Raw genomic sequence first — 14,290 nt, forward strand, 5'->3', positions numbered from 1 at the left:
GGGGGACCTCCTGATCAGGCGACGGGGTTCGTCGCGAAGACGGTGCTGCGGGCGCGCGAGGAAAGCGTCAGCGCGCAGAGCTTGTAGACAAGTCTACGACCTCGCGAGCGGCGGTGGCGACGTCCTCGTTCACGACGAGGTGGTCGAACTCGTTCTGCGCGGCCAGCTCGACCTTCGCGGTGCGCAGTCGCCGCGCCCGCTCCTCCGCGTCCTCCGTGCCGCGGCCGACCAGCCGGTGCACCAGCTCGTCCCAGCTCGGGGGCAGCAGGAAGATGAGCGTCGCCGAGGGCTCCGCGGCGCGCACCTGCCGTGCGCCCTGCAGGTCGATCTCGAGCAGCACCGTCTTGCCCTCGGCCAGCGCCGCATCGATCGGAGCGCGCGGGGTGCCGTAGCGCGAGCGGTTGTGCACCACGGCGTACTCCAGCAGCTCGCCGTCGGCGATCAGGCGGTCGAACTCCGCGTCGTCGACGAAGTAATAGTGCACGCCGTCGATCTCGCCGGGACGCGGCGCCCTGGTCGTCGCCGACACCGACAGGTGGATCTCGGGGTTGTTGTCCCGGATGTGCGCCGCGACGGTGCCCTTGCCCACCGCGGTCGGCCCGGCCAGCACCAGCAGGCGACTGCGGGCCTCGCGCGGCGTGGCCGGCGGGAACCGGCCGTCGAGCCACTCCTCCAGGACACGTCGTTGACGCGCTCCGAGGCCGCCGAGCCGCTTCACCGGGGAGATACGCAGCTCCTCCAGCACGCGGTCGCGCTTGCCGGCACCGATGGCCGGGAGGGCCAGGAGGAAGTCGGTGATGCGCAGCGAGCCCTCGACGGAGTCCGGGTCGGCGGTCGCGCGTCGCAGCACGGCCTGCGGCGTCACGACACGCATCGTCAGGTCGCGCTTGAGCGAGGCGCGGGCCCGGCGGCGCTCGACCGCACGGCGGGCGGCGGCCGCCCTGTCGACCTCGGGAACGGTGCGGTTGGTGTCAGGCACGGGTCACCTCGCGGTACTGGGCGGCACGTCGGGCGATGGTCTCGGCCAGGTCGTCGGGACCCGCGGAGAGGATGCTGCGGCTCTCGCTCGCGAGCACGGTGGGCGACAGCGAGCCGAAGCGCCGCCCGAGGTCCGCCGGCTCGGCCCCCTGCGCACCGAAGCCGGGCGCGAGGATCGGCGCCGCCGGGCTGATCGCGTCGATCCCGGTCGCGGCGAGGTCGAGCGTGGCACCGATCACGAAGCCGAAGCTGCCCCACTCCCCCGCCGGGGTGCTCGTCGCGTTGCGCGCCGAGACCTCGGCGACGACCGCCGCCGACACGGTCTCGCCCGACGCGGTCCGCGCGCGCTGGAGGTCGGCGGCCTCCGGGTTGCTCGTCGCCGCGAGGACGAACAGGCCCTTGCCGTGCTCGTCCGCCAGCGCGAACGCGCCGCCGAGAGCGCCCACGCCGAGGTAGGGACTCACGGTGAGCGCGTCGGCCTCCAGCGGCGTCCCCGGAGCGAGCCACGCCTGCGCGTAGTCGTCCATCGTCGACCCGATGTCTCCGCGCTTGGCGTCGGCGATCACCAGCAGCCCCGCCGTCCGCGCCGCGGAGACCACGTCCTCCAGTGCGGCGATCCCGGCGGATCCGTAGCGCTCGAAGAACGACACCTGCGGCTTCACGACGCCGACGTGATCCTGCGCGGCGGCGACGGTACGCAGCCCGAACTCCCGCACCCCGGCGGCGTCGGCGGAGAGCCCCCACGCCGCGAGCAGGGCGGCGTGGGGGTCGATGCCGACGCAGAGCGGTCCGTGCGCGTCCAGCGCCGCGCGGACCCGCTCTCCGAAGCGTGCGGTCATACCGCGGCCGCCCGGTCGAGCGCGTACTCCTGCAGGCTCTTCACCTGGAAGCCCTCGTCGGCCGCGTCCATGCCGCTCACCGCGGCACCCAGCACCGCGATGGTGGTGAACAGCGCCTTGTCGGCGGCGACGGCGGCCGCGCGGATCTCGTAGCCGTCCGCGCGCGCCGCCCCACCGGACGGCGTGTTCACGACGATGTCGATCTCCCCGTCGTTGATCAGGTCGACGATGTTGCGCGCTCCGGACTCCTGCGTCTCGCTGTACTTCTCGACCACGGTCACCGCGATGCCGTTGCGCGACAGGATCTCCGCCGTGCCCTCGGTCGCCACGATCGTGAAGCCGAGCTGCTGCAGCCGGTGGGCCGGGAGGATCACCGCACGCTTGTCGGAGTCGGCGACCGAGATGAAGACGGTGCCGGAGGTCGGCATCCCGCCGTACGCCGCGGCCTGGCTCTTCGCGAACGCGGTCGGGAAGTCGCGATCGATGCCCATGACCTCACCGGTCGAGCGCATCTCCGGGCCCAGGACCGAGTCGACCGTCTTGCCGTCGGCCGTGCGGAACCGCTTGAACGGCAGCACGGCCTCCTTGACCGAGACCGGGGCGTCCAGCGGCACCCGGGAGCCGTCCTGCTCCGGCAGCATGCCCTCGGCCCGCAGCTCGGCGATGGTGGAGCCGGCCATGATGCGGCTCGCGGCCTTCGCCATCGGGATGCCGAGCGCCTTCGACACGAACGGAACGGTGCGGCTCGCGCGCGGGTTGGCCTCGATCACGTAGAGCACGCCGGCGCTGATCGCGAACTGCACGTTCAGCAGGCCCCGGACGCCGACGCCCTCGGCGATCTTGAGCGTGGCCTCGCGCACCCGGTCGACGTCGCTGCGGCCGAGCGAAACCGGCGGCAGCGTGCAGCTGGAGTCACCGGAGTGGATGCCGGCCTCCTCCAGGTGCTCCATGACCCCGCCGATGAACAGGTCGGTGCCGTCGTAGAGCGCATCCACGTCGAGCTCGATCGCGTCGTCCAGGAAGCGGTCGACCAGGAGGGGCTTGCCCTCCTCGATCACGACCTCCCCGGCCGTGCGGACGAAGTAGTCGCGCAGCGCGTCGGTGCCGTAGACGATCTCCATGCCGCGTCCGCCGAGCACGAAGCTGGGGCGCACGAGCACCGGGTAGCCGATCTCCTCCGCGATGCGCACGGCGCCCTCGACGTCGATCGCCGTGCCGTTGCGCGGCGCGAGCAGCCCGGCGTCGTCGAGCAGGCGCGAGAAGAGCTCGCGCTCCTCCGCCAGGTCGATCGCCTCGGGGCTGGTGCCGAGCACGGTGTATCCCGCGGCTTCGATGCCCTTCGCGAGCCCGAGCGGCGTCTGGCCGCCGAGCTGGCAGACCACGCCGAGAATGGTGCCGCTCGCGGCCTCCGCGTCGAGCACCTCCAGGACGTCCTCCAGGGTCAGCGGCTCGAAGTAGAGCCGGTCGGACGTGTCGTAGTCGGTGGAGACGGTCTCGGGGTTGCAGTTGACCATGACGGTCTCGAACCCGGCGTCCGACAGCGCGAACGAGGCGTGCACGCACGAGTAGTCGAACTCGACGCCCTGCCCGATGCGGTTCGGGCCCGAGCCGATGATCACGACCTTGGTGCGGTCGGAGGGCTCCACCTCGGTCTCCGCGTCGTAGCTGGAGTAGTGGTACGGCGTGAGCGCGGGGAATTCCCCGGCGCACGTGTCGACCGTCTTGTACACCGGCCGGATACCGAGGCCGTGGCGCACGCCGCGGATCTCCGCCTCGGTCTCGCCGCGCAGCTGGGCGAGCTGCGCGTCGGAGAAGCCGTGCTCCTTCGCGTAGCGCAGGGTCGCCGCGTCGAGCTCGGGGGCCGTGCGCACCACCTCGGCGACCTCGTTGATGAGCACGATCTGGTCGAGGAACCACGGGTCCATCGCCGTCGCCTCGAACGCCTGCTCGATGGTCGCACCCTTGCGCAGCGCCTGCTGCAGCGTCACGATGCGGCCGTCGGTCGGGGTCTTGGCGACCTCCAGCAGCTCTTCGACGCTGCGCGGCTCGTCGCCCCAGTGGAAGCTGGAGCCGCGCTTCTCGAGCGAACGCAGCGCCTTCTGCAGCGCGGTCGCGTAGTTGCGGCCGATCGCCATCGCCTCGCCCACCGACTTCATGGTGGTGGTGAGGGTGGCGTCGGCGGCCGGGAACTTCTCGAACGCGAAGCGCGGCACCTTGACGACGACGTAGTCGAGCGTGGGCTCGAAGCTGGCCGGGGTGACGCCGGTGATGTCGTTCGGGATCTCGGCGAGGCGGTAGCCGAGGGCGAGCTTGGCGGCCAGCTTGGCGATCGGGAAGCCGGTGGCCTTCGACGCCAGGGCGCTGGACCGCGACACGCGCGGGTTCATCTCGATGACGATGATGCGCCCGTTCTCCGGGTTCACCGCGAACTGGATGTTGCACCCGCCGGTGTCGACGCCGACCGCGCGGATGATGTCGATGCCGATGTCGCGCAGCTTCTGGTATTCGCGGTCGGTGAGGGTCAGCGCGGGCGCGACCGTGATGGAGTCGCCCGTGTGCACGCCGACCGGGTCGACGTTCTCGATCGAGCACACGACCACCGTGTTGTCGGCGGTGTCGCGCATGAGCTCGAGCTCGTACTCCTTCCACCCGAGGATCGACTCCTCCAGGAGCACCTCGGTGGTGGGCGAGTCGCGCAGACCCGCACCGCCGATGCGCCGCAGGTCCTCTTCGTCGTACGCGAAGCCGGAACCCAGGCCGCCCATCGTGAACGACGGCCGCACGACGAGCGGATAGCCGAGCTCTGCGGCGCCGGCGAGCAGGTCGTCCATGGTGTGCGCGATCACGCTGCGGGCGACGTCGGCGCCGGCCTCCAGCACGAGCTCCTTGAAGATCTGGCGGTCCTCGCCCTTGCGGATGGCGTCGACCTTGGCGCCGATCAACTCGACGCCGTACTTCTCGAGGATCCCCTGCTCGTGCAGCGCCATGGCCGCGTTGAGGGCGGTCTGGCCGCCGAGGGTCGGCAGGATCGCGTCGGGCTTCTCCTTGGCGATGATCGTCTCGATCACGGCCGGGGTGATCGGCTCGATGTAGGTCGCGTCGGCGAAGTCGGGGTCGGTCATGATGGTGGCCGGGTTGGAGTTGACCAGGATGACCCTGACCCCCTCTTCGCGCAGCACGCGGCACGCCTGGGTGCCGGAGTAGTCGAACTCGCAGGCCTGGCCGATGACGATCGGGCCGGAGCCGATGACGAGGACGGAGGAGATGTCGTCGCGCTTGGGCATTACTGGGCGTCCTTCTTGTTCGCGATGACCATGTCGCGGAAGCGGTCGAAGAGGTAGTTGGCGTCGTGCGGACCGGCCGCGGCCTCGGGGTGGTACTGCACCGAGAACGCCGGGATGTCGAGGGCGCGCAGACCCTCCACGACGTTGTCGTTGAGGCCGACGTGGCTGACCTCGACCTTGCCGTAGCCGTGCGGGCTGTCGAAGGAGCCCTCCAGGGGCGCCTCGACCGCGAAGCCGTGGTTGTGGGCCGTGATCTCGACCTTGCCCGTCTGCTTGTCGAGCACGGGCTGGTTGATGCCGCGGTGGCCGAACGGCAGCTTGTAGGTGCCGAGTCCGAGGGCACGGCCGAGCAGCTGGTTGCCGAAGCAGATCCCGAAGAAGGGCAGTCCGTCGTCCAGCACGGCGCGCAGCAGCTCCACGTGGTCGCCCGAGGCGGCCGGGTCGCCCGGGCCGTTGGAGTAGAACACCGCCACCGGCTCGATCGCCCGGATGTCGTCGATGCTCACGTCCTGCGGGAGCACGTGCACGTCGAACCCGCGGGCGGCGAGGTTGTCGATCGTCGCCTGCTTCACGCCGAGGTCGAGCACGGCGAGGTTGCCGATGCGCTCCCCCACCGCCGGGGTCACGGTCGCGCTCTCGACCGAGACCTGCGCCGACAGGTTGAGTCCGGTCATCTCGGGGGCCTCCCGCACGATGCGCAGCTGCTCTTCCGCGTCGAGAGCGGCGTCGTCGCCCGAGAAGATGCCGCCGCGCATGGATCCGGCGGACCGGATGTGGCGCGTGACCGCGCGGGTGTCGATGCCGCTGATGCCGACGATGCCGTCCTCCACCAGGACGTCGTCGAGGGAGGCGTTGGCCCGCCAGTTCGAGACCACGCGCGAGGGGTCGCGGACGATGTAGCCGGCGACCCAGATGCGGCGCGACTCAGTGTCCTCGTCGTTCATGCCGGTGTTGCCGATGTGCGGCGCCGTCTGCAGCACGATCTGACCCGCGTACGAGGGGTCGGTGATGGTCTCTTGATATCCCGACATGCCGGTGGCGAACACGACCTCGCCGAGGGTGCGGCCGCGGGCGCCGTACGCGCGACCGGCGTGACGGGTGCCGTCCTCGAGGACGAGCACGGCGGGATCGGGCAGGCGGGACGGGGAGTCCGCCGGGGAGGATGTCTGGTTGGTCATGACGTTGCTCCTGTGTCGGGTGCAGCGGGGACGAGCCGCTGCAGGTCGGAGATGAGGTTCTGGGGATCGCCGCCGGTGAGCCGGAGGTAGCTGTCCACGATCGTCGTGTCGGCGACGCGCCACGCGATGCGGACGAGGCCGCCCGGTTCGACCACGCGGTCGATCGTGACGGTGGCCCGGTCGACCGCGACGAGCTGGTCGCGCGCGAGGAAGACCGTGGGGGCGCCGTCGAGGGCCAGCGCGACACCGCGGTCGGTCACCGCCAGCTCCCCACGGGCCCGGAAGGCGAGCGGCGTGATGGCCACGCGTTCGAGGGGCTGCTCGTGCGTCGTCGTCGACACGTACAGCACCTCGTCGCGGCGCATCACCTCCGCGTGCTCCGGCACACCGAGGGGCGCGGTGAACGCGGCATCGCGCCGCACTCGTCGTCGCCAGGCGAACAGCATCGCGAGCAGCACCAGCAGCGCGAGGGCGATCAGGATCGCGACCGCGAGGTCCCGTGCGCTCATGCGCCGAGCTCCTCGACGACAGCTCCGCCGTCGACGGTCAGCACGCCGCCGTGCAGGGTGTACTGCACGCGGCCCGGCAGTTCGCGGCCGAGGTACGGCGAGTTCGTGCTGCGTCCGCGCAGGTCCGCCTCGGTGAACACGCCGTCGACCGCCGCGTCGTACAGCGCGAGCTGCGCCGGCTGCCCGACCTCGAGCGGGGTGCCGTGCCCGGCCAGACCGCCGATGCGCGCGGGTGCCGCGCTCATCACGCGGGCCACGTCCGACCAGTCGAGCAGGCCCGTCTGCACCATGGCCTGGTGCACGACGCGCAGTGCGCTCTCGAGCCCCACCATGCCGTTCGCGGCCGCCGGCCATTCGCACGCCTTGTGCTCGCTCGGGTGCGGGGCGTGATCGGTCGCGACGATGTCGATCGTGCCGTCGGCGAGGCCCTCCCGCACCGCGAGGACATCCTCCTCGCGGCGCAGCGGCGGGTTGACCTTGAACCGCGCGTCATAACCGCGGACGAGTTCGTCGGTGAGCAGTAGGTGGTGCGGAGTGACCTCCGCCGTCACGTTCACGCCGCGCTTCTTGGCCCAGCGGATGATGTCGACCGAGCCGGCCGTCGACAGGTGGCACACATGCAGGCGCGAGCCGACGTGCTCGGCGAGAAGCACGTCACGCGCGATGATCGACTCCTCGGCGACCGCGGGCCAGCCCGTGAGGCCGAGCTCCGCCGAGACGGTGCCCTCGTTCATCTGGGCGCCCTCGGTCAGGCGGGGGTCCTGGGCATGCTGGGCGATCACACCGCCGAACGACTTCACGTACTCCAATGCGCGGCGCATGATCAGCGGGTCCCACACGCAGAAGCCGTCATCGCTGAACACCCGCACCTGCGCACGCGAGGTCGCCATGGCGCCGAGCTCGGCGAGGCGCTCGCCCTTCTGGCCCACCGTGACCGCGCCGATCGGCTGCACCGTGGCGTAACCCGCAGCCTCGCCGAGGGCCAGCTCCTGCTCGACGACGCCGGCCGTGTCGGCCACGGGCGACGTGTTCGGCATCGCGAAGACGGCCGTGAAGCCACCGGCCGCCGCCGCGCGCGTGCCGCTGAGGATCGTCTCCGACGCCTCGTATCCGGGCTCGCGCAGATGCGTGTGCAGGTCGACCAGCCCCGGCAGGGCGATGAGGCCGGCGGCATCGATCACGCGCGCGCCGCCACGGCTGAGCCCGGAGCCGATCTCGGCGATCCGGCCGTCCTCGATGATCAGGTCGGCGCTCTCCGCGCCGAGCAGCCGTGCACCGGTGATGACGAGGGTCTCGCTCACAGGTCTCCCCCTCGTTCGTCGTCTCGTTCGCCCGCCAGCAGCAGGTACAGCACAGCCATCCGCACGGAGACCCCGTTCGAGACCTGTTCCAGCACCGTCGAGCGGGGGGAATCGGCTGCTTCGGAGGAGATCTCCAGTCCCCGGTTCATGGGTCCGGGGTGCATCACAATGCTACCGGCCGGAAGAGCGGCCACACGCCGTGCGTCCAGCCCCCACCGGCGCGAATACTCCCGCTCAGTCGGGAAATACGCGGCGTTCATGCGCTCCAGCTGGATCCGCAGCATCATGACCGCGTCCGGCCCGGCCGCCAGCGCCTCGTCGAGGTCGTAGACGACCCGGACCGGCCAGAGCGACACGTTCTGCGGCACCAGCGTCGGCGGCGAGACCAACGTGACCTCGGCGCCCAGGGTCGTCAGCAGCCACACGTTCGAGCGCGCGACCCGCGAGTGCAGCACGTCGCCGACGATCGTGACGCGGAGCCCGGTCAGGTCGCGTCCACGGCTGTCCGCGCCATAGCGGCGCTTGCGGATCGTGAACGCGTCAAGCAGCGCCTGCGTCGGGTGCTCGTGCGTGCCATCACCCGCGTTGACGACGCCCGCAGAGATCCAACCGCTCGTCGCGAGGGTCTGCGGGGCGCCCGAGCCGGGGTGACGGACGACGACCGCATCGGCGCCGATCGCCTCCAGGGTCTGCGCCGTGTCCTTGAGGCTCTCGCCCTTGGAGACGCTGGAGCCCTTCGCGGCGAAGTTGATCACGTCGGCGGAGAGCCGCTTGGCCGCGGCCTCGAACGAGATCCGGGTGCGGGTCGAGTCCTCGAAGAAGAGGTTGACGACCGTCTTGCCACGCAGCGTCGGGAGCTTCTTGACCTCGCGCGACTGCGTGTCCGACATGTCCTCCGCGACATCGAGGATGCGCAGCGCCGTGGCGCGGTCGAGGGTGCGGGTGTCCAGGAGGTGCCTCATTCGCCGATGGTCACCTCCTCGGCGCCGTCCGTCTCGAACAGACGGACGTTCACGCGCTCGGTGCGGGCGGACGGGATGTTCTTGCCGACGAAGTCGGGTCGGATCGGGAGTTCGCGGTGACCGCGGTCGACGAGGATCGCCAGGCGCACGGCGCTCGGGCGGCCGATCGACTGGATGGCGTCCAGCGCGGCACGGATGCTGCGACCGGAGAAGAGGACGTCGTCGACCAGCACCACGGTCTTCCCATCGATGCCGCCGGCCGGGATCTCGGTCGGCTGCGGGGACCGCGTAGGGTGCTTGGCCAGATCGTCACGGAAGAGCGTGACGTCGAGCGAGCCGACGGGGACGGAGACCTGCGCGATCTCACTGATCAGGGTGCCGAGGCGATGCCCCAGGGTGACGCCGCGGGTCGGGATCCCGAGGAGGACGAGGCCGTCGGCGCCTCGATTCGACTCGAGGATCTCGTGCGCGATCCGGGTCAGCGCTCGTGAGATGTCGGCTTGGTGCAGCACAGTGCGCACGCTCATCAGCCGCTCCCTTCTCCGCCTCACAGGACGGTGTTAAAGGTTGCTTGCGATGTCAGTCTATCGGAGCGGGAGACCGCGTCCGCTCAGCTCGCCTCCTGGAGCACGGCGTCGGTGACGTCGTCGATCTTGCGGGCGCGGATCGGGTGGCCGCTCGTGGAGAGGCACCGCCCCGTCTTCAGATCCCACTTCCAGTCGTGCATGCTGCACGTCAGGACGCCGTCCTCGTCGACCGAGCCGGTGCGGGTCAGGTCGGCGCGCAGGTGCGGACACCGGCGCTGCACCACCCAGTCGCCCACCTCGGCGTCTTCGGTCTGGTCGGTCTGCTCCTGGTACCAGTTCTCGACGTACTCGATGCGGTCCACCGACAGGCACTTGAGGAACGTGGTGAGGAACTCGTTGAACTTGCCGCTGCGGCCCACGGAGAACTGCATCGACAGGAAGATCGAGTTCGACCAGTCGATCTCGTGATCGCGGATGTTGGTCGAGACGAGGTCGGCGGGGATCGTGTACCAGTAGACGCACTCCTCCCCCGCGTACTCGCGGACCTTGGCACGCGGGAAGTCCACCACCATGTCGAGCTCGCCGATGCGGAACCGCACGTGGCCGCCCACGCCGAGTCGGATCGTGCGCGACTTCTTCAGCAGCGGCTCCCACCAGTTCTTGAGGGCCTCGAGCATCTCGGCGGGCGGGATGATCTCCGCGCGGGAAGCCTCCTCGTCGCGGATCTCTTGCTGTCGCGACGCCCGCTGCTCCTCCAGGTAGTCCCACTTGTCGTCGAACATGCGGCTGATCTCGGCCTCGGTGTACAGGGTCTGCGCGGTCGTGACCTCGCCGCCGTCGATCGTGACGACCGTGCCGGGGATGAACAGCTGGCCGTCGTACTGCGGCGACAGCTCCTTCATATGCGCCAGGAACTGCTTCTGATCCGTGAAGATCGACTCGCCGTTGCGGCCCGTGCCGTTGAAGTCGAACAGGTCGTCGCGCAGGAACATCGGCGGACCGGCCATCGGGAACACGTGCGGGGCGTCGACCTTGTCGATGTAGTACATCGCCCGCTTGTTCTGGGCCTCGCGCTTGAGCCGGGCGAAGTTCTGCTTCGCGTCGAGCGGCAGGTCGTACACCATCGGCCACCAGATCGCGCCGGAGACCTGCGTGAAATAGGCATCCGGCTTGCCGAAGTGCAGCAGCTTCTCGAGGTCGAGAGGGTGCGAGTCGTTCTGGTTGAGCATCGAGCCCGTGCCGTCGTCGACGCTCAGCGAGGAGTCGCCGATCGGGCCGTCGCTCGGCGCCCGCAATGGCGTGATCATCAGCTTGAGATCACCGCGCTGGATGATCTCGCCCGCGGGCGCGTAGGTGATGTTCGTGTACCCGAGCGCCCGGATGTCCTGCTCCAGGTCGTCGATCGGATACTCCGGCAGCAGCACCTCGATGTCCTTGCGGATGTACCGCTCCAGGAGGGCGGGGTCGAAGTGGTCGCGGTGCCGGTGCGAGATGTACAGGAAGTCCGCCTCGCGGCCGAATCGCTCCCAGTCGAGCGCGCGGTTGTCGGGGAACGGGAACCAGGAGCCGAAGAACGAGGGCCCGAGGACCGGGTCGCAGATGATGTTCCCGCCGACCGTCTCGATGAACATCCCGGCGTGGCCGAGTCCCGTGATCCGCATTGCATTCCTCTCGAAGATGAACCGTTCGATTGTACCGAGGTGTCCCTGGGCGACCGGTCGGACGAGCCGGAGATAACCCTCAGGCCTCGAAGAGCCCGCGGATGTCGTCGGCCGAGAGCGACTGCGCGAACAGGGCATCGTCGTCGAGCACGGCGGTGAAGAGCCGGGCCTTGCGCCGCTGCAGGGCGAGCACTTTCTCCTCGATCGTGCCGGTCGCGATCATCCGGTAGACGAACACCTGGCTCGGCTGGCCGATGCGATGCGTGCGGTCGACGGCCTGCGCCTCGGCGGCCGGGTTCCACCACGGGTCGAGGAGGAACACGTAGTCGGCCTCGGTGAGCGTCAGACCGAACCCGCCCGCCTTCAGGCTGATCAGGAAGACCGGCTGCTCGCCCGTCCGGAAGCCCTCGACCACGGCATCCCGTCGCCGCGTCGCACCGTCGAGGTGGGCGTAGGGGATCCCGGCAGCCGCGAGTCGCTCCGCCGCGAGGTCGAGGAAGGACGTGAACTGGCTGAACACCAGGGCGCGGTGGCCCTCCGCCTGGAGCTCGACCACGCGTTCCAGCAGCACGTCGAGCTTGCGCGAGCCGATCCGGGCGTCGGCGGGGTCGACCAGTCCTGGTGCGAGGCTGAGCATCCGCAGCAGCGTGAGCGAACGGAACACGATGAAACGGTTGCGGTCGAGGTCCTCGAGGAGCCCCAGCACCTTCTGGCGCTCCCGCTGCAGCACCGTCTCGTACAGCGACCGGTGCGCCGCGCTGAGCTCCACCTCGAGCACCTGCTCCTGCTTCGGAGGGAGGTCGGCCGCCACCAGCTCCTTCGTGCGCCGCAGCAGCAGCGGCCGGATCCGCCGGCGGAGGCGGGCCAGGCGACGCGCGCGGTACTCGCCGCCCTCCGCGTTCTCCGGGACCTTGCCCTGCTCGATCGGCTGGATGTACTGCTCCCGGAACTTCCGCGCCGACGCGAAGAGCCCGGGAGCGGTGAGCTTCAGCAGCGCCCACAGCTCGCTGAGACTGTTCTCGAGCGGGGTGCCCGTCACCGCGAACGTCACATCGGCGGGAAACCTCGCGACGGCGCGGTGCAGCTTGGTGGCCGGGTTCTTCACGAACTGCGCCTCGTCGAGGATCAGGCCGGCCCAGGTCACCCCGGCGAAGGCCTCCGCGTCGATCCGCGCGACCGCGTACGTGGTGACCACCAGGTCCGCGCCCGCGGCGACCGTCGACAGCGACGGCCCGGACGAGGTGGACCTGGCGGCGACGCGGAGCCCCGGGGTGAACTTCGCGGCCTCGCTCAGCCACGTCGGCAGCACCGAGGTCGGGACGACCACGAGGAAGGGGCGCGTCGCTCCCGCCTCGCGGGTGTGAGCGACGAGCGCGAGCAGCTGCAGCGTCTTGCCGAGGCCCATGTCGTCGGCGAGGATGCCGCCCAGCCGGTGCCCCCACAGGAACGCCAGCCAGTCGAGCCCCTGCTGCTGATACGGCCGCAACTGCGCCCGGACGCCGGACGGCACCGGGACCGGGGGCACCCCCGCCGCGCCGCGCAGGCCGTCGGCCGTCGCGCGCCAGCTCACGGCGGGCACGGCCTCGTCCGCGAGGTCCTCGAACTCCTCCCACAGGTCGATCTGGTGGCGGCTGAGGCGCGGCCCCGTCTCCCATTCGTCGAGGTCGCCCGCCTCGTCGATCAGCTCACGGAGTCGATCGAGCGCCGGATGGTTCAGCGAGAAGTAGGTGCCGTCGACGAGCAGGAGCTTCCTGCGACCCCTGCTCATCGCGGTGAACAGCGGCTCGAACGGGATCGTGCGCCCGTCGATGCGCACCAGCACGCCCAGGTCGAACCAGTCCGGATCGGTGGACTCGACCGTGCTCACGGTGATCTCGGGCTCGCCCGACAGTTCGCGATACGTCTTCCGGCGACCGTCGACGACCACGGTCACGCCCTGCGCCTCCAGCGCCGGCACGGCCCTGGTGACGAACTCCGCCGCCTCGACGTCGTGGAAGGCCCCCTCCGCGGCGAACGGCTCCCCGATCAGCTCGGCCCACCGCGCGGCGAGGTCGTGCCCCGCCGCACTCTCCGCCCGCAGATCCCGCACCGCCTGCGGTCCGGGGGCGAACGGCACGCGCCCGAAGCCGCGGTAGTCCCACTCGAACGCGTAGGCCACCGTGTCCCCGCGGCGGAACGAGAGGCGCAGCACGGGCTGCGGCGCGGGCAGCTCCGGAAGCCGCACCCGTCCGAGCCCACGGGTCGGTACCCGCCGTGCCAGCACCGGGTAGGCGTCGCGGAGGAACACCTCCTCGTCGGCCGCCGCCACGGTGAGGCCGCCCGGCGCGAGGAGGAGGGGTCGCAGCGGTTCGGCCACCGGAGACTCCGCGAGCGTCACGTGCAGCCGCGCCCCCGACTGGTCGACCGCGTAGAGCCCCGTTCGACCGATCGGATGCACGGAGTCGGGCTCGACCGCGCGTCCGTCGAGCGTAATGGCAGGACGCACCACCAGCGTCCCGTCGTCGGCCCGAGCCACGGTGGCCTCGACCGACGCGGACTCCGCGATCGCCACGGTCGTGGACTTCTGCGTCGCGACCAGGGGGATGCCGAGTGCGCCGGCCACCCTGAGGTGCCCCCACAGCAGGCTCGACTCGATCAGGTCCGCGACCAGCCAGTCGCCCGCCGTGCCGGACAGCAGACTGTCTCTGGCGATGCTGAGCAGATCGGCGAACCATCGAGAGCGCTCACGTCCGTATTCGTCCGGCGCGCGACGAACCGCGTCCCAGGTGGCGGCGCCGAGCACCCACGCGCCGGTCGCGGCGCTGCGCTGGAGGGGACGGATGCCGAGCAGCAGCTCACCGGTCCCTTTCGCCACGTCGCGCGGCGTCGCGGTGCGCTGGGGTCGCGCGGCCCAGGGGTTCGCACCACGGGAATCGCGCACCCGGAGCTCGACGCCCAGCGCGAGCGCGGTCCGCGGCTCGGCCGGGATCGCCGCACCGAGGATCGACCGCCAGTCGGACGGCGCGCCGTCGTCGCGCGCGGCATCGGAGGGAACGGTCATACCCCGATCCT

The 14,290-nt window shown here is 70.7% G+C and carries 10 protein-coding genes; all 10 read right to left on the reverse strand.

Going from position 1 to position 14,290, the window contains the following annotated elements:
- Positions 1-67: 67 nt before the first annotated feature.
- Positions 68-979, reverse strand: a complete 912-nt coding sequence (gene gmk, locus KV394_RS13890; protein ID WP_247981686.1) for a guanylate kinase — start codon at positions 977-979, stop codon at positions 68-70.
- Entirely contained in the window at positions 972-1,817 is an 846-nt protein-coding gene (gene pyrF / locus KV394_RS13895) for an orotidine-5'-phosphate decarboxylase (RefSeq protein ID WP_206251229.1), read from the reverse strand. The genes gmk and pyrF overlap by 8 nt, the downstream gene beginning before the upstream one ends.
- Entirely contained in the window at positions 1,814-5,101 is a 3,288-nt protein-coding gene (gene carB, locus KV394_RS13900; RefSeq protein ID WP_247981687.1) for a carbamoyl-phosphate synthase large subunit, read from the reverse strand. The genes pyrF and carB overlap by 4 nt, the downstream gene beginning before the upstream one ends.
- Positions 5,101-6,279 (reverse strand): glutamine-hydrolyzing carbamoyl-phosphate synthase small subunit, encoded by a 1,179-nt coding sequence (gene carA, locus KV394_RS13905; protein ID WP_136033692.1) that lies wholly within the window; start codon positions 6,277-6,279, stop codon positions 5,101-5,103. Before carA ends, carB begins: the two co-directional genes overlap by 1 nt.
- The gene (locus KV394_RS13910; protein ID WP_136033690.1) at positions 6,276-6,788 is read right to left on the reverse strand and encodes a PH-like domain-containing protein; all 513 of its coding nucleotides are present in this window, start codon (positions 6,786-6,788) and stop codon (positions 6,276-6,278) included. Before KV394_RS13910 ends, carA begins: the two co-directional genes overlap by 4 nt.
- Positions 6,785-8,089 carry a dihydroorotase gene (locus tag KV394_RS13915; RefSeq protein WP_247981688.1) on the reverse strand — a complete coding sequence of 435 codons (1,305 nt, stop codon included), beginning with the start codon at positions 8,087-8,089 and terminating at the stop codon, positions 6,785-6,787. Before KV394_RS13915 ends, KV394_RS13910 begins: the two co-directional genes overlap by 4 nt.
- Positions 8,086-9,051, reverse strand: a complete 966-nt coding sequence (locus tag KV394_RS13920; protein ID WP_136033687.1) for an aspartate carbamoyltransferase catalytic subunit — start codon at positions 9,049-9,051, stop codon at positions 8,086-8,088. Before KV394_RS13920 ends, KV394_RS13915 begins: the two co-directional genes overlap by 4 nt.
- Positions 9,048-9,578, reverse strand: a complete 531-nt coding sequence (gene pyrR, locus KV394_RS13925; protein WP_136036228.1) for a bifunctional pyr operon transcriptional regulator/uracil phosphoribosyltransferase PyrR — start codon at positions 9,576-9,578, stop codon at positions 9,048-9,050. Before pyrR ends, KV394_RS13920 begins: the two co-directional genes overlap by 4 nt.
- Positions 9,579-9,661: 83 nt before the next feature.
- Entirely contained in the window at positions 9,662-11,239 is a 1,578-nt protein-coding gene (locus KV394_RS13930) for a Rieske 2Fe-2S domain-containing protein (RefSeq protein ID WP_136033683.1), read from the reverse strand.
- Positions 11,240-11,318: 79 nt separating this feature from the next.
- Positions 11,319-14,279 carry a DEAD/DEAH box helicase gene (locus KV394_RS13935; protein ID WP_247981689.1) on the reverse strand — a complete coding sequence of 987 codons (2,961 nt, stop codon included), beginning with the start codon at positions 14,277-14,279 and terminating at the stop codon, positions 11,319-11,321.
- Positions 14,280-14,290 lie beyond the last annotated feature (11 nt).

Origin of the sequence: Microbacterium sufflavum (assembly GCF_023101165.1) — a bacterium.
Taxonomy (GTDB): domain Bacteria; phylum Actinomycetota; class Actinomycetes; order Actinomycetales; family Microbacteriaceae; genus Microbacterium; species Microbacterium sufflavum.

Coding starts and splice junctions, on each gene's coding strand:
- carA (WP_136033692.1), bottom strand. CDS start 6,279: ATGACCAACCAGACATCCTCCCCGGCGGACTCCCCGTCCCGCCTGCCC.
- KV394_RS13930 (WP_136033683.1), bottom strand. CDS start 11,239: ATGCGGATCACGGGACTCGGCCACGCCGGGATGTTCATCGAGACGGTC.
- pyrR (WP_136036228.1), bottom strand. CDS start 9,578: ATGAGCGTGCGCACTGTGCTGCACCAAGCCGACATCTCACGAGCGCTG.
- KV394_RS13910 (WP_136033690.1), bottom strand. CDS start 6,788: ATGAGCGCACGGGACCTCGCGGTCGCGATCCTGATCGCCCTCGCGCTG.
- KV394_RS13920 (WP_136033687.1), bottom strand. CDS start 9,051: ATGAGGCACCTCCTGGACACCCGCACCCTCGACCGCGCCACGGCGCTG.
- pyrF (WP_206251229.1), bottom strand. CDS start 1,817: ATGACCGCACGCTTCGGAGAGCGGGTCCGCGCGGCGCTGGACGCGCAC.
- carB (WP_247981687.1), bottom strand. CDS start 5,101: ATGCCCAAGCGCGACGACATCTCCTCCGTCCTCGTCATCGGCTCCGGC.
- KV394_RS13935 (WP_247981689.1), bottom strand. CDS start 14,279: ATGACCGTTCCCTCCGATGCCGCGCGCGACGACGGCGCGCCGTCCGAC.